Raw genomic sequence first — 22,476 nt, 5'->3', positions numbered from 1 at the left:
GCCAAAAACGGGACTCCTGATTTGGTGCAGGAGTCCCGTTTCATATGAAGCAAGTAGCCAGTGCCGAGAAGCGTTCCTTTGCTAGATCTTCAATTCCTTAATGTCGATATTACGCTCCTTGGACAAGTCGCGATATTGGCCGGATTCGACCTTGACAAGCGGTTTGAAAATATCTGAGCTGTTATTCATGATAATAACACCTTTCTCCGCATTGCTCAGTACCACCTGTTTGCCGATGAAATTAGGCATTAAGTGCTGCATCAAGGCTTGAACGGCCTTCCCGTTCAGTTTGCCGAAACCCATCGCATAGATATCACGCAAATTGTTGATCAGGTTTGGATTGCTGCTGCCGTGTTTGCCGGATCTCATGCCGATATACACATCGGCCACGGATACGATTTGAGTGTATGGATGGATGTCCTTGTGGTCAAGCATCTGCGGATAACCCGAGCCATCCTCACGTTCATGATGCTGAAGGGCTACCAGCGCCGTTGTTTCGTCGGTCATGGAGCTTTTGATAATATCGTGCCCGTAGATCGTATGACGCTGGTATTCAAGCTGCTCTTCAAGCGTAAAAGGTTCCAGCTTGTTGCGAATCCGGTGGGATACCTTGCATTTGCCGATATCGTGCAAATACCCGCCGCGACTGATGACATAGCTCTCTGCCTGCGAATAGCCAAGCCAGGTCGCAATATAGAACGACAACAGTCCAACCTGAATCGAGTGCGTATAGTTGTTGACGTCATCCCGCTCCAGCATCATCAGCAGATGAACGACATCCTTCTGCTCGTCCAATCCGTCGACCATGGGTTGAAGCGCATCGTCCACCATCGTGGCGTTGAATTTGCCTACGGTGAGTGCTTCCAAAAAAGCATTTTGATAGTTATGTACGGTTTGAACAAATTGGGGCTTCATTTCCTCTTCCGGCGGTTCTTCCTTGCTGATTCCAGGGACATCCACAGCTGCTGTATCGCCATTTGCAACAGGTTCTCCTTGCTCGCGGTCCACAATGTCGACGTACTCCACCCGATGCTGCATCAGCAGGGTGATGTCATCGCTTTTGAGAACCGTCCCCTTGCCCAGAACGTGCAGTCCTGCATCGCTAAATGTATCTGCAGAGAGACGATCGCCATCCTGCAAACTCAAAATATGTATTCTCAAATCCGCTTCCCCCTGAACGATCATTATAGTACAGTCCCCAATGCAACAGGGCCTCGAAACATCTATATTACTTAATATCGAATATTCAGCGAGGTTTCTCCATAGTTCTAATGACCTTAATCACGGTGGGAAATATGAACGAGTAAGACTTTATTCTCATTTCGAATTTGAAATAAATCCCGGGTCTACACAGGTCATTGGGACCATAGGAAAAAGCCCAAACCTACATGTCTGGGCTTTTTCGCGGAATCAAATGTTGACCGAAGCCAGGCTTCCACCCTTGGCGAAAAGTCGTTCAATGCTTTTCTCCACGGCGGGATCCGGAATCAGCGGCGGAGCTTGATGCGGTTTGACGCGTGCATCGATAATGACCTGATCACAGCCCCAATGTTTGTGGCTATATCTGCTGTTCACACCATATATGTCATGGGAAGGATTGCTTCTAGTAAATGTAGCCCATAAAAAATTGCTCAGATTCGCACTCATGAAGGTGCTGTCATCGCACAGGATGATCATGGGACAGCCGTCTTCCGCTCCCCGTTCCTGGAGTGCATCGGTCAATTGCCGCATTTGCTGCTCCGCGTCTGCGTAATCGACGAATGCGTCCGTTTGCATGCAGACCACTCCCGGCATGATGAGTCGCGGGTTCTCGTATCCGCGAATCTCTTTCAGCGATTCGGGAACCTCTCTGCATAATTCGCGCCGCTTGTCCCCGTATGCCGCAAACACGACTTTGCTGCCGCTGTTCAGTCCCGTCCCGGAATAATCGAGCGTATCGATCGTAGTATTCGTCTGAAAATGGATGTCGCGCTGCAAATCCATGCGTTCCAAAATATAGGACAAGAATTCGATCTCGCGATGCGTGTCGAGCGGCTGCTCGTCCTCGGCCGTAATGAAAAGATACTTCGCCAAACTAAGCTGCCCTGTACCCAGAATGCGGTTGGCGATGGTCAACAGCTCCGTAGGCTGCTTCACTTTCTGATACGGCGTATACCGCTCGCTTCCGATGGCAAAGAGCAAAGGGTGAACCCCTGCGGCATCCACCGCATGGACTTCTTTGACGCCGGGAACTTCCTGTTTGACGGCATCGCCCGTTATTTCGTGAATCAATTCTCCGAAAGACGTATCCTCCTGCGGCGGACGGCCAACCACGGTGAATGGCCAAATTGCACCTGGTTTGGCATATACTTTGTGCACCCGCATGAGCGGAAATGGATGCGTCAAGCTGTAATAGCCGAGGTGGTCACCGAACGGGCCTTCCGGTTTCGTCTCACCTGGGTGGATCTCCCCGGTAATCACAAAGTCCGCGTCGTTGCTGATGCAATACCCGTCCTTGTAACTGTAGCGGAAACGTCGGCCGGCAAGCAGGCCGGCAAAGGTCATTTCGCTGAGCCCTTCCGGAAGCGGCATCACGGCCGACAGCGTATGCGCAGGCGGACCGCCGATAAAAATGCTGACCTTCAGCGGCTCTCCCTTTTTCACGGCCTTCGCCTGATGAATGCCGATGCCGCGATGGATCTGGTAATGCAGTCCGATTTCCTTGTTCATCTCATACTCGTTCCCGCTCAGCTGCACCCGGTACATGCCAAGATTCGAGTTCATGATGCCCGGCTTGTCCGGATCCTCCGAATACACCTGAGGGAGCGTGACAAACGCCCCGCCGTCCATGGGCCAGTGTTTGATCAGCGGAAGATCGGAAATCTGGATCTCTTGTGCGGCCACCGGCAAACTGATCGACTTCTCTTTGGGCAGCGCCTGCCAAGCTGCGAGGGCTGTGCGAACGTGTTGAAACGGCGACTTGAGCGCCTTCATCGGATCGTTCCTTACGCCAATCACACGCTGTACGTCGTCCAGCGTGCTGCGGAACATGAATTTGCTGCGTTCGATCGTTCCGAACAAATTCGATACGGCCGGGAACTTGGAGCCTTTCACATTTTCGAACAGCAGCGCCGGCCCTTTCGCCTCGTAAACCTTCAGGTGGATGGCAGCCATCTCCAGATGGGGATCAACCTCTTCCTTGACCCGGACAAGATGCCCGTGCCGTTCCAAATCGATAATGCAATCTTCCATGCTGCGATATTTCATCGGATAACTCCATTCTTGATAAAATAGTGTTCATTGGTTGCCTTGAAAAACATGTTCAACGATTCACATAGGGGTGCATCACTTGCGTTATCGATGCGGTCATTCGCCAGACGAACCTTGTCCTGCGAAATTGAATATTTTATCAATATAAACCGCAATAATCAATCACACCAGGCCACTGCGAGTACAGTACCATCTTCCGATCGCTATTACCCCCAGATTTTTTTGAATCCCTTTTTCAAAGGGGAAAATCCGGTGATAAATGCGAACGCTTCGCTTCTCCAGATTGGTTCTGTCTCTCCGTTAACGTGTGGATGTTTTTGCGGTTTATCTATCATTGCATCCTATCGATTCTTTCAACATCACATCACATCACATCTATATTATCAGATGATCCTCTGCTTCGACAAACGGGATATATCCTGCATAAAAATTCATGATGTGGCGCATTCAAACCTCGCGCTCAAACGCTTATGACTTGAAACACCAAAAAACTCCGAGCCTTTAAGGCCCGGAGCATACTCTGCGACAATAGGAAATTGCACCATAACGATGATTCTATCATATTCCTTCGACGATCCGCGCTGCCCGTTTTCTCGCTTCATGCAGCACGATCTCTTCGTCCAACGTCAACAGTTCGCGGTGTCTCATCAACACGCGTCCGTTCACGATCGTTGTGTCCACGTCGGCTCCATTTACGCTGTAAGCGAGCAGCGATTCGACGTTGTGCATCGGCTGAAGGTGCGGCTTTCGCAGGTCGATCAGGATCAGGTCCGCTTTGCGGCCAACGTCCAGCACGCCGACGTCTTCATGCAGGTTGAGCAGATAGGCGCTGCCGCTCGTCGCCATCCGCAGCACCTCCCGTGCCGGCAGCTTCGTAGGGTCGCCATGGTCCAGCTTTTGCAGCCACGTCGCAGCCTTGATCCCTTCGAACATGTCCACCGTCGTTGCGCTTCCGGCACCGTCCGTGCCCAGCCCCACGGTAACGCCTTGGGCCACCATGTCCGTGATCGGAGCGATGCCGCATCCGAGTTTCAAATTGCTGACCGGGTTATGGGCGACGCCGCCGCGCATGCCCTTTAACCTGGCGATGTCGCGGCGGTTCAAGTGCACCCCGTGGGCGAGCAGCACATGCGTTTTTTCAAACAAACCTGTGTTCTCCAGATACTCGGCAGGCGTCATGCCATACTTTTCGCGAATCTTGACCGTTTCTTCCCGGGTTTCGGCCAAATGGATATGGATCGGCACCTGTTCGCTCCCCGCCATTTCAATCACTTCGCGCAGCGGCCCGGGCGGGCAAGTGTACGGGGAATGCGGGCCATACATTGTCGTAATGCGGCCTTCTGCCTGGCCGGACCAGCGCTGTACGAGGTCCACCGCCTCCCGCAGCCGGGCTCCCCCATCGTCTTCCATAAATACCATGCCCCGCGTAAGGGAAGCACGCATGCCTGTCTCGGCAACCGCCTCCGCGATTTCGTCCATATGAATGTACATGTCTGCAAAAGCCGTCGTCCCCGACCGGATCATCTCGGCCATGGACAGCTTGGCGCCCCAGTAAATGTCTTCCGGCGTCATCCGGGCTTCCGCGGGCAGCATCTTGCGATCCAGCCAGTCCATCAGCTTCAAATCGTCGCAGAACGCCCGCAGCAGACTCATCGGCGTATGCTGATGCGCGTTGATCAATCCCGGCATGGCGAGCATTCCGTTCCCTTCCAGGATGTCGTCTCCCGGCTCGGCGGAGACTTGTGAACCCATCGCGACAATCCGGTCTCCCTCCATCCGGATATCTCCCAAATAGGCACTTTCCTCATCCTTCATGCTCAGAATGTTGACCTGCCTGATCAATATCCCCATCGTTTCACGGCTCCTTTAGTTTAGAATGTCGATGCTCTAAACCGAGGATAAACCTTGACGCAGCGGAAAGGTCAAGGGCGCTTTTTCATTTTGATTAAATGAAACCGTTGAATGAAGGGTCTGGGGTCTACATGCACCATGTAGGGATACACTCCCGTGCTTGTGTGCAAATAAAAGAAACCGCCTTCCTTTCCCATTCGCCGGAAAGACATATCGAACACGTTGACGAGGTCGAATTCCCGGTATTTCGTCACGATTCGATCAGCATATAACACCATGAAACGATGGCTCAGGAGCACCTCCTGCGAGATGCCCGTCACCTCGCGCTGCACTTTGTAATACGGCAATACCGCAATGGGTTCCACGTTCTCCCCCCGTCCCCTGTCTTCTTTGTCCCATCATAACAGATCGGGAACGGCGGCAAAAACATGTTTGCGCTTAAATTACCTTAGTCGTGACTTCTAGAGGTTTGGCAAGCTCCTTCTGAATGTCATCCAGCGTAAAACATTGCTCCAGATGATAGACGCCATGCGGCGCTCTCTCCCTGTACATGCGTTCGGCCACGGCCGCTGCCACGGCTGCGGTCGCATCCGCTTCCCGGCGTCCGACCAGAAGCTGCTCCACCTGAACGTCTTTCCCGTGCAGCTTGCCTTTGGCATCGACTTTGACGGCGTACATCTCTTCACCGCCGGGCAGCAGGTCAAACGCTTTGACCGTGCCGTTACGGATCGACGGTACGCTTAGCAAACGGAACATGCCAATATTGCGCGCCAAAGACATCAATCCGGTCATGAAGCGGGAATCCAGGCACAGCCGGGTAGATACCGTCGGAATTCCGAGCGTGCGGGCAACCGTGTGCTGGTCGGAAAAATTAAAGCGATAGGCTTTGCGCTTCCCGAGCTTTGGCCCGAAATCAATGGATTTGCCGTCCATAAAACTGCGAACAAGCACGAGTTTGTCGTTCTCCATAACCTGGTACGAGGCATTCAACTGATCTACGGTCCATTCCACGGCTGCTTTGCCGTGTTTCTCCCCCAGACCAAGCATGACCGTGATATCCACCTCAAGCACTTCGTCGATATGGGCTCCGGCTGCGCGCACCAGCAAATTGGTCACCCCCGGCGACAACCCGACGCTGAGCATCGCGGTCGCTTTGCCTTTCTGCAATCTTTGGTGCAAAGGCTCCACCAAAGCCAGAAAATCTCCTTTTGCCGATATGTCCATATAATCCGTCCCGGCCTGCGCGCAGGCTTCCACGAATCGTGTATCCATCTGGTCGACGCACATGACCACCAGCTTGACGTTTTTTAATTTGGCGGGATCGACTCCCTTTCTTACGTCCAACAGCAAAGGCTGAATTGCTCCGCCCGTGGAGCGGCTGAATTCTATGGCTTTTTCCAGCCGCGTGCCTGCCGCCCATACTTTGCCTGGAAACGAACGGGCGAGCACAGTGCAAACCATGCTGCCGACTTGGCCATAACCGCCGATGACCCAAATTTGATCTTTTTCGGCCTGATAATCATGCACGGATGGCATAGTACCCCTCCACCCAGAACGCTCCAAAATAGCGTGTACTATTTTTGTATCCGCAGTCCCTAAGCAAGCGAACCAGCTCTTCGCCCGAGACGGGATCGGATTCATGACCTAATGAAGCAGCAAAATGCTCCCAATCCGAGGCGGGAACACCTGCTTCAAGCATGTGCCTTTTCCAAGCATTCATGACGGCCGGGTAGGCTGGCGAGGCCAGATCTGCATTCACGGAGGAAACGATCAAGGGTGCACCTGGCTTAAGCCGATTCGCCACCTCGTTCAAAAATCGTCGCTTCGCTTCCAGGCCCTGGATGAAATGCAGCATCAACATGCTTGTTGCCCCATCATACCGATCGCCCGCTTGCAGTTCCTCCAGCGTCACATCGTGCAATTGAACCCGGGATTCCAAGCCTGCTTCGTGAACCCGCTGCTGCGCAAGGCGAATCATCGGAGCCGAGGGATCCACGCCGACAAACGTCCAGCCTGGATGCCGTTTCCCGAGCAGCGTGATTTCTTTCCCTCCTCCCGCTCCGGTTACCAGCAGTCTGGCAGCGGTTTGGTTTTCCAGCGTTGCGGCAAGCAGCCGCTCCATCAGCTGATGCATCCGGTCGTACCCCGGTATTTTATGCGCGATCGATTGCTCGTAGCGACGTCCGTCAACGGTATCCCAACTCATCGGGGCAGATTGTTCTTTCATGGGTGTCACCCTCCTTCGGTTGTAAGTTCGGCTTGACGGCTATATGCCCTAAATTCATTATAGAAGGATGCATATGAACAACCATCCCAGAAGGCTGGGATATTTCCGATAAAGGAGGTCTTCGTTTGATCGCATACCCGGACCGCAGTTTAAATCGCATCACCTCTCTCGAAAAAGAAACCTGGACATCGCGCACCTATCGGGAAACCGTATTGCATCGAATTCAAAACATCGTTCCCTATGATGCCTACTGTTTTACGACCGTAGATCCCCAGACGCTTTTGTCCACAGGGGCGGTGACGGAAGCCGGCATCGAATCGATCCATAACCAACTGTTTCTGAACGAATATGCCGAAGAGGACCACCATAAATACGCGGATATGATCCGTACGGGGAAACACGCGGCCCACTTGAGTGAAGCGGTTCACGAACGATCGCAATACAGTCCCCGCTATGACCGCATTCTGCTGCCTGCCGGATTCGGAGACGAGCTGCGCACCGTACTGGTCAGCGAAGGCGCATGCTGGGGATATCTGACCCTTTATCGCAGAGCGGGTCAACCATGGTTTACCGAAGAAGAACAACAGTTCATCGCGGCAGCGGCAGAATCGATGGCGCGCATGCTGCGCTTGACCAGCCTGACCCTGTTGGACGAAATCCGTAGTGAAAGCCCCGTCGAGCCGGGTTTGATGATCGTATCGCATAAACTCGACCTGCTGTCTATTAACATGGCCGCCCGATACTGGTTAACCCAGATGCGGCTGCTTGAGCAGATTGGCCCCGACGTCCTGCCTCGCCCGGTTCGGGCCGTCAGCTCCCACGTCATTTGCCGTGAGACCGCTGCCTCCCCTTCCAAAACCTGTTTTCAGCTTCCGGACGGACGTTATTTGGTGCTGCAAGCAAGCCGTATGCAAACGTCGTCCGGTCCTGACCAGGTTGCCATTAGGCTGGAGCAGGCGATGCCGCAGGAACTGCTGCCTTTGCTGGCGGAGCGTCATGGGCTCACAACCCGCGAACGGGAGCTGCTCGGATTTGTCCTGCGCAGCTATTCGTCCAAAGACATTGCCGCAGCCATGCACATATCGGCATACACGGTGCAGGATCATCTGAAATCGATTTTTTCCAAAACGGGCGTCTCCTCGCGGCGGGAGCTGATTTGGCATTTTGTCTCCCGCTTCCAGTTATCCGACGGGTCTGCATGATGGTCAATTGCCAGAAAGGATATGTTATCCCGAAACCATCGATCCTGATTCTTCAGTCAAACCAGGTGGCAATGAGGGGATACAAAAAAAACCTGATCCATCACGGACCAGGCTTTTTTGCTATAGCCATTGGATTACTTGTTCTTCATATTGTACTGCGCCTATGCCAAACAACTTAGGATTTCGCCGGTTTCGCTTTTCCCGATTTGACCTTTTTCGTTGGCACCTCTGCCGGCTCTTCCGGAACGTCCACCGGATACAGCTTGCGGAACAGGAGTGTCTGCAGCAGCAGGAATGATCCGCCGACTGTCCAATATAGCGGCATTGCGGCAGGAGCAGAGAACGAAAAGAAGGCCATCATCAGCGGAGAAATGTATCCCATGATCGCAAACTGTTTTCGCTGCTCAGGCGGCATGTTGGCTTGCGATACTTTGGACTGGATCAAATAAATGACCGCTACCACGATGGCGAGCGCAATGTCCGGCGACCCCAGCTTGAACCAGAGAAACGAATGCGACGACAGCTCCGGCGTCAACCGGATGGCTGTATAGATGCCTGACAAGATCGGAAGCTGGATCAAGAGCGGCAAGCAGCCGATATTCAGCGGATTGAAATTGTGCTTTTTGTACAAGGCCATCGTTTCTTCCGAGAGCTTCTGGCGGCTGGCCGCATCGGACTTGCCTTCGTATTTCTGCTTGAGGGCGTCCAGCTCCGGCTTCATTTTGTTCATGATCGCCCGTGTCCCCTGCTGGGACTTGGCCTGTCTCATCATAAGCGGAAGCAGGGCAAGACGAATGACCAGCGTAAGCAGAATGATCGCTACCCCATAGCTTCCGTCAAAAAAAGTGGCGATATGCTGAATGAGATAGGACAGCGGGAAGACCACGTAGTGATTGAAAAAGCCAGGCGTCGATGAGTTGATTTCCGTCACGTTGCCGCTGCAGCCGGATAATACCAATACCGCCAGCAGCGCCGCCATTAAACCAAGTATACGTAACCGTCCCGTATTAAGCGTGAATCTCTTGTTCGATTGATGCTCCATTTAAATCCTCCTCGTTGTGTGTTGTCCATCCGTCCATTCAACGAGGAGTGACAATCGGGTTCATCGTCATCCGGGGCCTGTCTGCGTCTGACCTTGCGACAAAAACTTTCGGGCTTATGCTGCGTTTCGATCGGCATCGCCGGCGGGCCGGAGCCCCAATAATCACCGGCTCCGCCCTTCACCCAGAACTCGGCCAGTCCGCAGTGCAAATGCGCAATATATGCGTAACTCACCGTGACGATCAGGCCGATGGAGAAAATATACGGCAACCATTCGTGAAGCTCAAACAAGAGATTCACCCCCTTCATATATTCGTTTTTACATTATAACACTTACATATCGATTTTGCATAAAATCACGGCAACATTTGTGTTACTCTTCTGCTGCCAATGTTTGCAATTCATGCAGGGCCCGATATTTGGCAATGTTGAACGAAGGCCATGAATGAACCGAGCCATCCGCCTCCAGCTGCTGCCGCCGCTCCAGCAGCAATGCTTTCAATTCTTCGTTTTCTTTCCTTGCAAAGTCACTCAGCAGCGGAACGGCATCGGCAGACAATCCTGCCAGATAAGATGCATCCACGTCCCCAGACTGATGGTAACGCTCGATATTCCGCTCGGCAATGATTCGATCCATGCCAACATAGTTGACTGCGACATAGGCCGTCAAGGAGAGCGCCAGAACCCAGCGCCACATCGGAAACGTTGTGCGTACAATACGCAAACTGGCAATCAGCAATAGAAACGCAAGAAAGATCATAAACGCATGTACCAGAAAACGGATGTAGGTGTAGCCGTAAGCCTGCTCATAAAGCAGCAGACGCGCAAATGCCGAGTAGAGCATGATGGCTGAGCATCCAACCGTAATAAACAACAGCACTTGATGGACACGCGTGCCCACGCTTCCAACCGTGTTGGTGAACTGCAAAGCGATCGTCAAAATGACAAAATTGATGCCCGTGACCAATACCAGCTCCGCAAAGCCGCTGCGAGCATATTCCGCGTACGTCATTCCCGATGGCAGGTTCCCTTCCCCCGCCCCGAACAGGTACGCAAACTGCACGAACACAAACAGTACATACACGCTGTTAATAACCACAAGGATTGTCCCCATGATCAGCGGATCCAGCTTCACGGGCTGCGGATTGGTTGACTGAGCTCCATAAAACTGGCCTGCCACTGCCTTTTTAGTAGCTGCGTCTCCCGCTGGATCCGTTTCCGTTCCCGTTTCAAGCGGCATTGGTCCGTAAACCTTCATTCCGTTTTTCCAATGAGCATTCTCTCTTTTCTCGGCCTCATATGTCATAGGCTGCACAAATCCCCATACGTATCCGAAAAACAACAAGCTTGCAACGACCACCCATACGATTCGCGGGAAACCTTCCCCAAACGATAATTGATCCAGCCATTGCGGAATGCCGGAAACAAGTTGGCTGAAAATGCCGTCCGCCGAGCTGAGCAATGACAAAACGATGATCAGGATCGGAAAAGATATCGCAAGCCCTGCCAATATTTTCAGCACAATCGCTTTTTGCGACCGGTTTATGCCTTTACCTTTACCGCCCGTTTTGGATGCCATCAGGACGAGCGTTTTCCAGTGCCGGATGGATTGCGGCAGCAAATGGTCCAAAGCCGTTCCGATCAAGCCGGGCTCCCACCAATTCCGCTTTTTTCGTCCAAGCAAATATGCCATATGTAAAGAAACAAGCCCAGGTACGGCCATAACATTAAGAATGCGGAACAGCGGGTTATCAAATAACACAAGCGTTAGCGATAAAAGTAGAATACTCCCGGCGAAAAATAAGTCCATATACGTCTTCGCCCGCAACCGGTCTTTGGCAAAGGACAACATAAAGCCGTAAAACAGGATGACAAAGAGCGGATAGGATATCCCCGGCGTTTTCTCAAAAAACAAATACTGGTGTAGTATAGCCAGCACGATCGCTGCCAATAGCGTAATCGGCGCCCTTTTGGGAGACGACAACATGTTCTCAATCATGGAAATGCCCTCCATTTAGATGTTCTTCTCTCCATTCTAGATGGTAAAATAAGAAGATAAATAGAAAATTCGATTCGGAAAACTTCTTATTTTACAAACTACTATTTCTCGGACTGGAGGCATTCCATCATGAAACTCGAGCAACAGTATTTGCAGCTGCATCATCGATATGGTCACGCGGCAAGAAATGAAGTGACGCTCGCCGAGCTGGCCGAGCTGCTGGACTGTACGCATCGGAGCACCCTGACGATCGTCAAGAAAATGGCAGCCGCCGGCTGGATCGACTGGGCCTCCCGCCGTGGCCGTGGACAACGATCGACGCTCACCCTTCTTGCACCTGCGGAACAAATCGCTTCCCAGTACATGCTGCAAGCGATGAACCGCCGCGATGTAAAACAGGCTGCCGAGCAGATTGGCACGTTTGTCGATTCTGGCCTGCTGCAGGAACAGCTGAACCAGTGGCTGCTCGGTTATTTGGGCCACCACACCGAGGCGGGCAGCAACAACCAACCGATTGATACGCTGAGACTGCCGCTCAGGCAGCAATTGCACGCACTCGATCCGCTCTATATCAATTTGCTGGCCGAATCGTTTGTGACGAGCCATATTTTTGATGGCCTCGTGCAGCGCGGGGAACAGGGAGAAATCTCTCCTTGCCTTGCCCATACTTGGGATGTGAGCGCGGATCGGACAACCTGGACGTTTTATTTGCGCAAAGGCATTACGTTCCACCACGGCCGGACATTTGGCGCAAGCGACGTGGTGTTTACCTTCGAACGGCTAAAGCGTACCGAACGCCGCACTCTTTACCGGGATGTGAGCAGGCAGATTCAGACGATCGATGCGCTTGATCCCTTAACCGTGCGCTTCAAGTTACATACGGCGCATGAACTGTTCCTGCCCTTTCTATCGACGAGTCGGGCTGCCATCGTGCCTTCCGGGCAGTTTCCATCGGAAGCGGAGACTGCGGCGGATGATCCGACCGCCATGTCTATCCCCATCGGAACCGGGCCATTCAAAGTCACCCGCTGGGACCGGCATGTTTGCATGCTGGAAGCATTCCCGTCTTATTTTCAAGGCAGGGCTCATCTGGACCGGGTTGAAATCTTGCAAATTCCTTGGAGTTCGCGCCATGAACTGGCAGAGCATCATAACGAAGAAACCCCATTTTTCCATCTGGTGCATAATCCGTCCAACCCTTCCGGGAACGAATGGAGTCAAGTTGGAGCAGGCGTAACCGTGCGCAAATTGATGACCTGCAATACGCAAAAAACCGGACCGCTTCGCGATCCGGCCGTACGGGCACGCGTATACGCTTGCCTTACAGGCGTTCTATCCGAGAGAAATGACATTCAGACAGCATCGTCTTCCGCTTCGCACAAGTTCATGGATGAGCTCACTTCAGCGAAAGATGCTGCCGATGGCTCTGCGCCCCTACTCGTCATTGCAACCATTCCGCAGTACAGGCAAAACGCTGCGATCATTGCGGAGAAGCTGCAGCAGCATGGTTTCAACTGTACCGTTCGTTCCGCGCCCATGGAACAATTCAAAGGAGAACTGCGGCTGGAATCGGATCTGATCCTCTTTTCGCTGATCCGCGACCGGGACGAAGAGCTGCGCAGGTATGACCTGTACCTCACTTTGTCGGAGCATTTGCACGATACAGCCAAACACGTTATCCAGAACATGCTGCGATTCGTCATGACCTCACCGGAAGGAGATGAACGCATGTCCGTTCTGGATAAGATCGAGGAAGAACTCGCCAAAGAACATTTACTCATCACCCTTTCCGAAAAACCAATGGAAACGGCCTATTTGCCTTCCGTTCGGGGATTGTCCTTTAACAGTCAAGGATGGGTGAATTTAAGGCACATTTGGTTCCCGTCTACATCGACGCAAGGGTGAAGCCGCTGCTGCAGCAGTTGCTTCACCTGAATGCTCTTATGTAACGCCAAATATTAACATCAATGTTACTTGCTTTCGGTTAACCCTCTCGTATCGCTTTGAACCAGAGGAATTGTGTCTTTGCGACGATATACGCCGAGCAGCAAGCCAATCATGGCATATTCAAGAGTTAATAGAAACCCACCATAACCAATAATTGGGAACTTAATACTCAGAATAGGAACCCTTCCCGTAGTCATAGCTAGCGAATAGAGCAGTTGAAAAGCAAATACAGACGTAATCACCAAGATAATCATTTGACCAAACTCATCCTTAACGCGCAGGCTTGCCTTTAACATCGTAACCACAAACCAGATCATACCGATAAACATCGCAATCCCTGCCGTCCAACCAAACACGTCAATGAGCGCAACGCCGGGATAGTCGGTATGCCATATATCAAATTTGTCAAAAGTGATTCCATTCAAACCATGACCCCACCAACCAGCAGACTGAGTAGTATCTATGATGGAACGATTATAATAACCAGTATTTAAAGGATCATTTTGCAAATCCAACACTACCGCAAAACGTTCCAAGTGCTTGTGGGCTTCGGATTGAAACAAATACACAGTTGCTCCAGAAACAACAAACATGCCTGCAAGCAAAGTTAATTTCCATCTTCGTGAAATCCATCCAAACAGCACAATAGAAACGGCAACAAATAACGTTAGGCGTACCCAATCATCCATATAGACAAACAGAGTCATGGGTATTGCGGCAAGCACCCAATACTGTAGAGCACTTTTCATCCCCCATTTAGTCCGCAATTTACGCAGCATGATCGCTCCAATAGCGAGTGGTAACACCCATACTGCGAATCCAGAAAGATGTAAGCTAATGCCGTAGAGGGAAAGCCATCGCGAACTATTTATGACTGGAGTTGTAAATGGATTTATCCATAACAGCAGATTGAACAGAATGTAAATGCCCCAAGCTGCATTTCTCCATTTTCTGTAGTCGTAATACATGCAGAATATCAAAGCAAAAATACCTAATACACTATAAAATATGTAGTTAACGAATGATTGTCCATAAATAACAGAAAAATCCTCAACTTTTGAAACCGAAAAACGTGTTGAATAAATCCACATTAACAGCAATCCCACCGAAAACAAGGCAAGCACACCCAACACCACGCCCCAATGGATGCGATGCCGATGAAGCCGGTGCATGCTTTTGCCGATGGTCAACGGGTCTCCCATCTGTGCAATCGCATAGGATGCTGCTTGCTCCGGCGTGTCCCCCTCCTGCTGCCGCTCGTAAAAAATCTCGTCAAGGTGGCTGCCGATCTCATCCCTTAGATCCGGATGAACCTCACGAGCCTTGACTTGCTGGCAGACTTGATCCAAATAATACTCGATTCTCGCATCTCTATGGCTCATGTCAGCCCTCCTTCTCCAAGCACCCGATCGACGGCGCGCCGGAACAGACGCCACTCCGCTTTTTTATGCTCCAACGCCTGAATGCCTTCTTTGCGGATCGAGTAGTATTTGCGTTTGCGGCCCTCGACCTCTTGCCAATAGGACTCCACCCAACCTGCGATTTCCATCGCGTGCAAAATCGGATATAACGTGCCTTCCTTCAGATTAAATACGCCATCGGATTGGCGATGCAGCTCTTTGATCAACTCATAACCGTACAGGGGCTTATCCTGCAGCAATGTCAGAATAAGCGTTTCCGTACTGCCTTTGATCATCTGTTTGTTGACATTCAACGTATTCACCCGCCCCTTTCTCCACTCGTTCTGCTCCTTCTGCATCAGAATGAATTTCAAAATACATACCTCGGAAAACTATGCATAGATATTCTAGGTATGATATTACCTGATTCTCCCTATTCTGTCTAGCTCGCACACCATGAAAACTATTCTATCCTCTTTTTGTCCTGATATAATAAACAAAATAGAAAGAATCATTGTGGAATAGACCACGTATCCACACTCGCACATCAACGATAATCGGCCGATCATCAGCAAATATTGTCGTTTATGCTGACACAACGGTCGTTTAGATTCATAAGGGAGGCCTATGCCCATGAGCAAACTGATCTTTTTCCTTGGCGGTGCCGGAAGCGGCAAAACAACGCTCGCCAAAGCGTTGTCCCGCCAGCGCAAAGCTGCATTTTTCGATATGGACATCCTGCTGCGCCCAGCAGCCGAAGCGATCATGACATTACAGGGACTGGACCCGACAGACCGCGATTCGCCTGAATACAAACGGCTTTGCCGGGATCTCGGCTATCGCATCACGATGGATGCCGCTCTAGACAACGTAGCGCTTGGCATCGACACCATCGTTGTCGGACCATTTACCAAAGAAACACAGACTCCGGACTGGATCGAACAGGAATTGGCTCGCATCGGGCGTTCGCTGCAAGATACCGACGTGCGCGTAGCATACATTTATTTGAACAGCGAAGCACTATACAAAGAACGGATTACGGCCAGGCAATCTCCTCTAGATGAATGGAAACTCGCCAACTGGGACAAGTTTGCAGCCTCGCTGGCACGCAAGCAGGTTGCATGGCCGCTTCCCTACTCTTCCGTAGCCTACATCGATAACTCAAACGAGGATATCTCCATCGCGTTGAACGAGGTTGAACGCAGCATGTATGCGTAAACGCCAAAAAGGGGATGTGCTGAACATATCAAGACAGCAGCATCCCCTTTTGGCATACTTGTTTCTCACATCATTCCATTCGCTCAACAAAACTTCAATGCAAAGCTCATCCGATTCGATGTCTTTCCAGGCACATACCTGTAAACCATTTCGGCATGCTCCGTAAAAAACAACATTTCCGGTTCCGGTGCGGCCGCCTGCACCTCACAGCTCAAGCCAGGCATATTCCACCGTGCCGGCGTAAAGTCCTCAGGACGAAGATTGGGACCTCGGATTTCGAAGTACACCTCGATCTCCTCCGTCGTGTCCAGCGCGACCTCGACCGTCAGCGCACTATCGCTGACATCGGCATCAAAGGTAATGCCTCGCAGATGGGTGTTCCATCCTTCGCCGACCTCGCGCCGGATCAGTCGCAAATAATATTTCTCGCCCTGATCCGTCCGCCAATGGACGGTGGCCGGATGCATCTGGCCATTCGTATTGCGGCTCCCGGACATCGCTCCGACCATGCGGTTTGCGCCGATCCAGGCCTTGGCCGTGCAAAGCGTGCGATTGTCTGTTGGATCGTTGCGCTCGCATAACTCCAAAAACTGCTTGACCACCAAGCGGTCTCCCGGATGGGACCGAAGAAATGGAAGCGCTTCATCCGGGACGTTCACCCCAACCAGCGCAATTAACGGATCATGCCCTGATTCGCAATTCATGCCTGCGAGATATTCGTAGCCTTCGCCAAGCACCATATATAAAAATACGCCGATGGAGCTGTGTTCCCTCATCTCCATATCATACGCCCGGGCAAAAGGACCGGACAAATTTTCAAGGTTGGCATTATAATAAAGCGCGATATTGTTCCAGAGTCCTGCCTCCATCTTGGCGCCAATCCCTCTGAAACGTTCGGTGATCCCGTATCTTCTCCACATGCCCAGCACGGTCAGGTCCACCCCGTAATACGTCGTTGTATTAAACTCGGCAAACGATCCGTATTGATCAAATTCCCGCAGCAGCGCCTCTGCTTGCCTGTCTGCGTGTTCCATCCAATCTTCCCGCTGGAAGCGATGTCCGTAATAATGGGTGATGAACATATGCATAAGTTCGATGTTGGTGTTCATGGGGATCGCATCGGACAATCTGCGATCGATGGAACCCTGCACAGCCAGTTCCATCGCATGGTCCATGCGCTGCAAAAGAGATTCAGGCAGCACATCGGCAAATTCCGCCGTCGCGACCGCGCAGACGCAGGCAATGAACTCTCTCCAGTTCGGGTCATAGCTGATCCAAACCGGCGGCAGTACTTGATTCACGGCCTTCCTGAACAGCTGTTTCAGGCGTTTGGCATCAGCCGCGTCAGCGTGGATGACTCCCTCTGCCTGCAAGTCATGAGCCAGCTTCGCCGATATTCGATCGAACGTTTGCTCCAGAAAATGTGCTGTTCCCGGCGCAAAGGATTTCCATTGATAATTGCCCTTTGGCGGGTCTGCCGCATCCGGCCTCGTCCGAAAGGTTCCGTGATAAATTTCTTCGGGAGCATCGAATTGCATATCGAGTACGTTATGCAGCAGACGAATCGCACGGTCCAAGTCGGCTGTTTCATTACGAATCAGCAAACCCAGCGCATAATGCGCGCTGGCACGCGTGCTGTACTGCGCGGAATTCTCTTCAAAACTGAGGAGCAGCCCTGCCTGTTCGTCATAAAAGCGGTCCATCATCGCCATGGACTGTTTCACCAAATACTGCTGTTCCTTGGACATCCGTTCCATCGTTCGCTCGGCCATGATTGTCATTCCCCTCTACGGTTAAAATCCGGGCTTCGTATCCAGACCCTTCGTATAAACCGCACTAGTCATTCACACAAGAGCACTGCGAGGGCAGTACCATCTTTCGATCGCTGTTATCCCCGGATTTTTTTGATCCCCCTATTCTAAGGGGAAAATCCGGGGATAAAGGCGAACACCTCGCTTCTCCAGATTGGTTCTGCCTCTCCGCTAACATGTGTATGTCCTTTGCGGTTTTTAGCCGATGAGTCCGGTACAGCTACAATTGTAACGAATAACGGCGAAATTGATAATACAAATGGACGCCATCATGCGAAAAAACATCCCCAAAACGCCGCAAGCAGCTATTATCGTATCCATCTATCCCTTAAGCAAAAAAGCCGTGGCGTTATTGCGCCAGGGCTTCCTTAAAATCCACTTATTTTTCGTTCCACTTACGTTTTCGACAACTCAATGAAGCCTTCCCCGAATACGTCGCGCACGTCATGGATCGTAATGAAGGCATCCGTATCCTCTGCCCGCACGATCTTTTTCAACATAGGCACTTCCTGTTTGCTGATGACGATATACAAAATTTCCTTGGGGTTTTTCGTGTAATACCCATGCCCGGAAAGCACCGTAACCCCGCGGTCCATTTTCTCGATGACCTGACGGGCGATATTGTCCTGTTTGGTCGAAATGATCGTTACCGCCTTTTTCGGATTGAGTCCTTCAATGATGAATTCCATCATTTTTGTCCCGACAAACAGCAGAACGATCGTACACATCAAACCTTTGGCCCCAATAATAAAGAACGACGAAAACGCCACGATCAGGTCAAAAAACAACAATGCGTAACTGATGCTCCAGTCCAAATATTTGTTGGCGATTCGCGCCAGAATGACCGTTCCCGCCGTCGTGCCGCCCACGCGTACGATCAATCCGATGCCGAGACCGGCAAATACCCCTGCAAAAATCGTATTAATCCACAGCTCGTTGGAATCGATCGTCCAGCTCTCCGTGAGATGCAAAAACAACGAGTTGAACAGCACGGTAATAATCGTATACACCGTCGTCGTTTTGTCCAGAAACTTATAACCAACGACGAGCAAAATGCCGTTCAGAATCAGGTTCATCAACCCTGGCGACCATTCGAACAAGTAATATAAAATGATGGTAATTCCGGTTACGCCGCCTTCGCCCAAATCATTCGGGATAATGAACAGGTTTACGGCCAGCGCAAACAAGAAAGCACCGACCATCAGATAAGCGATATCCGTTATTCGTTTTTTCATCCAACATTCCTTCCAATCATCAGAAAATCAGCTCTCGCTGTCATGTTATTTTTAATCCATTGTCATATTACCACGTATACCCAAGCATTGATTCTATCATGTCCCGCGCAAAATTTGTATACAAAATACAAAATGTTGCGCGATTTGTGCAAAGGATTTCTCTTATTAGCCCTACACCCATGACAAATGTCATGCTCCGTCCTTGATGTTTATCATGATCAGGCGCTGACGTTTATGACTTACCCATGATACGCCTTTCCCTTTACAATGAAAGCGATTCGATTCAAGGAGGGCATTCATCATGAACAGAACCAAAGAACTTGCATTGAAAAAAGAAGTCATTCCGTTTGAAAAACATGATATGCATCTAAGCATTCGCCAATTGTTCAATACATTGCTTCCACTTTTTCTATTATGGGCGGCGGCCTACTTCAGCCTGTCCGTGTCCTACTGGCTGACGCTGCCGATCGCGATCGTCGCTTCCGGTTTCGTGCTGCGGACATTCATCATTTTCCATGATTGCTGCCACGGCTCCTTTTTCAAAAACAAACGCGCCAACGATTGGCTCGGAACGATCACCGGCGTATTAACCCATGTCCCTTACCAGCAGTGGAAAGCAACGCACGCCATCCATCATGCGACCAGCAGCAATCTGGACAAACGCGGCATCGGCGACATCTGGGTCATGACCACGCAGGAATATCGGGAGGCCTCCCCGTGGCTGCGGCTGCGTTACCGCCTTTATCGTAACCCGCTCATCATGTTTGGACTTGGTCCGTTCTATGTCTTTCTGCTGTCCTACCGGTTCAATCGCAAGGGGGCCCGCCGCAAAGAGCGGATGAACACGTATTTGACCAATGTGTTGATTGTGGCCTTGTACGCGCTGATGTGCTGGGCCGTCGGCTGGCAGGCTTTTGTGCTTGTCCAAGCTCCGATCTTTTTCTTTTCCGGTTTCTTCGGCATCTGGCTGTTTTACGTTCAGCATCAATTCGAAGATACGTACTTCGAGCATGAGGATGAATGGAGCTACGTGAAGGCCGCTGTTGAAGGAAGCTCATACTACAAGCTGCCGCGGTTGCTGCAGTGGATCAGCGGAAACATCGGATTTCACCACGTCCATCACCTGAGTCCGCGCGTCCCCAATTATTACCTGGAAGACGCGCATAATGCCACGCCGCCGCTGCAGCAAGCGACAACGATCACCCTGCGCACCAGCCTGGCCGCATTGCGCTTTCGTCTATGGGACGAGGACAGCAAACGTTTCATGACCTTTGCCGATCTAAAGCGAAACAACCGAGCTCTCCCGGCACGTTCCACTTCCACCATACGCGTAACCACGCAAGCGAGTCTGACAGAGAAATCCTAATCTCTGTCCGTTTCGTTTGCTTGTATTCGAGGCCGAGTCATGCTACAGTCAGGCTAAGTTCGGTTGCGTTTGATGCAGTTTAACGTTTCGAGGAGGAGAGTTTCATTCAGAAGTGGACGCAGCTTTTTTATAAAAACACCGGCTTGAACCCGTACGTCTGGCTTGTCTTTTTTATCCTACCCTTCTATTATATATCGCAATATTCCGAGCTATGGACGATGATTACGGGCATTGTGATGATTCTGGTTTTCTTTGCCTGTTATCTGCTGGCCTCCATCACTCGGGGATGGCAGGTTTACATGTGGATCGGACTGCTGATTGCCATCTCCATCACGATGACCATTGTTTACGATTATGCGTATTTCTCGCTGTTTCTGGCCTTTTTTATCGGATCGATCAAAAACAGGGCCGGCTTTATTTCCCTCTATTTGATTCATCTCGTGACCATGTTCATGACGGTGAACTATGCGGTTATCAACCGCAGCACTCTGCTGCTCAGCCAGCTGCCGTTCGTCTTTATCAGTCTCGTGGCCTCCATCCTGCTGCCCATCAACATGTATAACAAAAACAAGCGCGAACAGCTCGAAGATCAACTGGAGAGCGCCAATAAACGGCTGGATGAGCTGGTGAAAATGGAAGAGCGGCAGCGCATCGCGAGGGATCTGCACGACACGCTTGGTCAAAAGCTGTCCCTGATCGGCCTGAAAACCGATCTGGCCAAACGACTGCTGCGCATCAATCCCGATCAGGCCGAATCGGAGCTGAACGACCTGAGACAAACCGCGACGACCGCACTCAAGGAAGTGCGCGAGATGGTTACCACGATGCGGGGCACACAGCTGGTCGATGAGCTGCATCGTGCCGAACAAATATTGAGAGCCGCTTCGATCACGTATGTGTTTGAAGGGAATCCCAAATTGCAGGATACGTCTCAACTCAACGAAAACGTCATGGGCATGTGCCTCAAAGAGGCCGTAACCAATGTCGTCAAACATAGCCAGGCCACCGTTTGCCGCATCCGGCTTGACGAAACGCCGTCGGATAACCTGCTCAGCGTGCAGGACAATGGTGTCGGCATCGAACAAACCATGAGCAAGGACCGCAGAGGCACGGGCATTCTCGGCATGAAGGAACGGCTTGAATTCGTCAACGGCTGCCTGGATATTCAATCCGGTGCGGATCAGGACGGGACCACACTCGTGATCCGCGTCCCGAAACTGACGCGCAAACCGATGAAGGAGGAAGAAACATGATACGAATCGTCGTCGCCGAGGACCAACGCATGATGCTTGGCGCCCTGTCCTCCCTGCTCAATCTTGAACATGACATGCAGGTCGTCGGACAAGCAAGCAATGGACAAGAAGCGCTCGAGCTTGTTCGCGAGCATGCTCCCGACATTTGCCTGATGGACATCGAAATGCCCGTGAAAAGCGGCCTTGAAGCTGCGGAGGAACTGAAAGGCATGAGCTGCAAGGTGATCATTCTGACCACGTTTGCCCGAACCGGTTATTTCGAACGCGCCCTGAAGGGCGGCGTGCGCGGATACCTGCTGAAGGACAGTCCGATCGAAGAACTTGCCGAATCGATCCGCCAGGTCATGAACGGCAGGCGCATTTTTGCCCCGGATCTGGTAGACGAAGCCTATGTTGAGGAAAACCCTTTAACCGAACGCGAGCATGCCGTACTCGGTTTGATGGCCGACGGCAAAAACACCAAGGAAATTGCGGGCCACTTGTTCATTACGACAGGCACGGTTCGCAACTATATCTCCATCATTCTGGGTAAGCTTGGTGCAAGCAATCGCATCGAAGCCATCACGCGCTCGAAGGAAAAAGGCTGGTTCAAATAATACAATTCCAAAAAAAAGCTTGGCCGGGGTTTATGTTCCGGCCAAGCTTTTTCGTTGCGACCCGACTGTCATAGAAACTCG

The 22,476-nt window shown here is 51.4% G+C and carries 19 protein-coding genes; 6 read left to right on the top strand and 13 right to left on the bottom strand.

Going from position 1 to position 22,476, the window contains the following annotated elements; translation table 11 throughout:
• Nucleotides 1–81: 81 nt before the first annotated feature.
• The 6 genes from MKY59_RS12260 to MKY59_RS12235 all read right to left on the bottom strand — a co-directional run bounded on the left by MKY59_RS12260 (nucleotide 82) and on the right by MKY59_RS12235 (nucleotide 7,327).
• A complete protein-coding gene (locus MKY59_RS12260; protein ID WP_339277830.1) occupies nucleotides 82–1,161 on the bottom strand; it encodes an HD domain-containing phosphohydrolase in 1,080 nt (359 codons plus the stop codon).
• Nucleotides 1,162–1,410: 249 nt separating this feature from the next.
• On the bottom strand, nucleotides 1,411–3,246 hold the full coding sequence (locus MKY59_RS12255) for a UbiD family decarboxylase (protein ID WP_339277828.1): 1,836 nt from the start codon (nucleotides 3,244–3,246) through the stop codon (nucleotides 1,411–1,413).
• A gap of 561 nt (nucleotides 3,247–3,807) precedes the next feature.
• Nucleotides 3,808–5,100 (bottom strand): amidohydrolase, encoded by a 1,293-nt coding sequence (locus tag MKY59_RS12250; RefSeq protein ID WP_339277827.1) that lies wholly within the window; start codon nucleotides 5,098–5,100, stop codon nucleotides 3,808–3,810.
• A 71-nt stretch (nucleotides 5,101–5,171) separates the two neighbouring features.
• A complete protein-coding gene (locus MKY59_RS12245) occupies nucleotides 5,172–5,465 on the bottom strand; it encodes a hypothetical protein (protein WP_339277826.1) in 294 nt (97 codons plus the stop codon).
• A gap of 73 nt (nucleotides 5,466–5,538) precedes the next feature.
• Nucleotides 5,539–6,636: a saccharopine dehydrogenase NADP-binding domain-containing protein gene (locus tag MKY59_RS12240; RefSeq protein ID WP_339277825.1), complete on the bottom strand. Its 1,098-nt coding sequence runs from the start codon at nucleotides 6,634–6,636 to the stop codon at nucleotides 5,539–5,541.
• Complete coding sequence (locus tag MKY59_RS12235) at nucleotides 6,620–7,327, bottom strand: class I SAM-dependent methyltransferase (protein WP_339277824.1); 708 nt, start codon at nucleotides 7,325–7,327, stop codon at nucleotides 6,620–6,622. The genes MKY59_RS12240 and MKY59_RS12235 overlap by 17 nt, the downstream gene beginning before the upstream one ends.
• A 125-nt stretch (nucleotides 7,328–7,452) precedes the next feature.
• On the opposite strand from MKY59_RS12235, the gene MKY59_RS12230 reads away from it, so the two are divergent.
• Nucleotides 7,453–8,529: a LuxR C-terminal-related transcriptional regulator gene (locus tag MKY59_RS12230; RefSeq protein ID WP_339277823.1), complete on the top strand. Its 1,077-nt coding sequence runs from the start codon at nucleotides 7,453–7,455 to the stop codon at nucleotides 8,527–8,529.
• 175 nt (nucleotides 8,530–8,704) lie between these two features.
• On the opposite strand, the gene yidC is transcribed toward MKY59_RS12230, so the two are convergent.
• The 3 genes from yidC to MKY59_RS12215 all read right to left on the bottom strand — a co-directional run bounded on the left by yidC (nucleotide 8,705) and on the right by MKY59_RS12215 (nucleotide 11,569).
• A complete protein-coding gene (yidC, locus tag MKY59_RS12225; protein WP_236419511.1) occupies nucleotides 8,705–9,571 on the bottom strand; it encodes a membrane protein insertase YidC in 867 nt (288 codons plus the stop codon).
• Nucleotides 9,508–9,861 (bottom strand): hypothetical protein, encoded by a 354-nt coding sequence (locus MKY59_RS12220; protein ID WP_236419508.1) that lies wholly within the window; start codon nucleotides 9,859–9,861, stop codon nucleotides 9,508–9,510. Before MKY59_RS12220 ends, yidC begins: the two co-directional genes overlap by 64 nt.
• An 82-nt stretch (nucleotides 9,862–9,943) precedes the next feature.
• Nucleotides 9,944–11,569, bottom strand: a complete 1,626-nt coding sequence (locus MKY59_RS12215; protein WP_339277821.1) for a DUF4173 domain-containing protein — start codon at nucleotides 11,567–11,569, stop codon at nucleotides 9,944–9,946.
• 129 nt (nucleotides 11,570–11,698) lie between these two features.
• On the opposite strand from MKY59_RS12215, the gene MKY59_RS12210 reads away from it, so the two are divergent.
• The gene (locus MKY59_RS12210) at nucleotides 11,699–13,474 is read left to right on the top strand and encodes an ABC transporter substrate-binding protein (RefSeq protein ID WP_339277819.1); all 1,776 of its coding nucleotides are present in this window, start codon (nucleotides 11,699–11,701) and stop codon (nucleotides 13,472–13,474) included.
• A gap of 65 nt (nucleotides 13,475–13,539) precedes the next feature.
• Here the strand turns inward: MKY59_RS12210 and MKY59_RS12205 are convergent, their stop codons facing one another.
• Both MKY59_RS12205 and MKY59_RS12200 read right to left on the bottom strand, forming a co-directional pair.
• On the bottom strand, nucleotides 13,540–14,898 hold the full coding sequence (locus tag MKY59_RS12205; RefSeq protein WP_339277818.1) for an FtsW/RodA/SpoVE family cell cycle protein: 1,359 nt from the start codon (nucleotides 14,896–14,898) through the stop codon (nucleotides 13,540–13,542).
• Nucleotides 14,895–15,230, bottom strand: a complete 336-nt coding sequence (locus MKY59_RS12200) for a helix-turn-helix transcriptional regulator (RefSeq protein ID WP_339278376.1) — start codon at nucleotides 15,228–15,230, stop codon at nucleotides 14,895–14,897. Before MKY59_RS12200 ends, MKY59_RS12205 begins: the two co-directional genes overlap by 4 nt.
• Before the next feature lie 319 nt (nucleotides 15,231–15,549).
• Between MKY59_RS12200 and MKY59_RS12195 the strand changes: the two genes are divergently transcribed.
• Nucleotides 15,550–16,134 carry an AAA family ATPase gene (locus MKY59_RS12195; protein WP_339277817.1) on the top strand — a complete coding sequence of 195 codons (585 nt, stop codon included), beginning with the start codon at nucleotides 15,550–15,552 and terminating at the stop codon, nucleotides 16,132–16,134.
• Between the two features lie 83 nt (nucleotides 16,135–16,217).
• On the opposite strand, the gene MKY59_RS12190 is transcribed toward MKY59_RS12195, so the two are convergent.
• Nucleotides 16,218–17,906 carry a hypothetical protein gene (locus tag MKY59_RS12190; protein ID WP_339277815.1) on the bottom strand — a complete coding sequence of 563 codons (1,689 nt, stop codon included), beginning with the start codon at nucleotides 17,904–17,906 and terminating at the stop codon, nucleotides 16,218–16,220.
• Nucleotides 17,907–18,340: 434 nt separating this feature from the next.
• Nucleotides 18,341–19,180, bottom strand: a complete 840-nt coding sequence (locus MKY59_RS12185) for a YitT family protein (RefSeq protein ID WP_236419495.1) — start codon at nucleotides 19,178–19,180, stop codon at nucleotides 18,341–18,343.
• Between the two features lie 301 nt (nucleotides 19,181–19,481).
• Between MKY59_RS12185 and MKY59_RS12180 the strand changes: the two genes are divergently transcribed.
• The 3 genes from MKY59_RS12180 to MKY59_RS12170 all read left to right on the top strand — a co-directional run bounded on the left by MKY59_RS12180 (nucleotide 19,482) and on the right by MKY59_RS12170 (nucleotide 22,395).
• Nucleotides 19,482–20,546 carry a fatty acid desaturase gene (locus tag MKY59_RS12180; RefSeq protein ID WP_339277813.1) on the top strand — a complete coding sequence of 355 codons (1,065 nt, stop codon included), beginning with the start codon at nucleotides 19,482–19,484 and terminating at the stop codon, nucleotides 20,544–20,546.
• Nucleotides 20,547–20,650: 104 nt separating this feature from the next.
• Nucleotides 20,651–21,799 carry a sensor histidine kinase gene (locus tag MKY59_RS12175; RefSeq protein ID WP_339278375.1) on the top strand — a complete coding sequence of 383 codons (1,149 nt, stop codon included), beginning with the start codon at nucleotides 20,651–20,653 and terminating at the stop codon, nucleotides 21,797–21,799.
• On the top strand, nucleotides 21,796–22,395 hold the full coding sequence (locus MKY59_RS12170) for a response regulator transcription factor (protein ID WP_236419494.1): 600 nt from the start codon (nucleotides 21,796–21,798) through the stop codon (nucleotides 22,393–22,395). The genes MKY59_RS12175 and MKY59_RS12170 overlap by 4 nt, the downstream gene beginning before the upstream one ends.
• Nucleotides 22,396–22,476: the final 81 nt, after the last annotated feature.

This window comes from Paenibacillus sp. FSL W8-0426 (assembly GCF_037969725.1).
Lineage (GTDB): Bacteria > Bacillota > Bacilli > Paenibacillales > Paenibacillaceae > Paenibacillus > Paenibacillus hubeiensis.
Note: the sequence above shows the minus strand (reverse complement) of the source record. Positions and strands in the feature narration are given on the sequence as shown.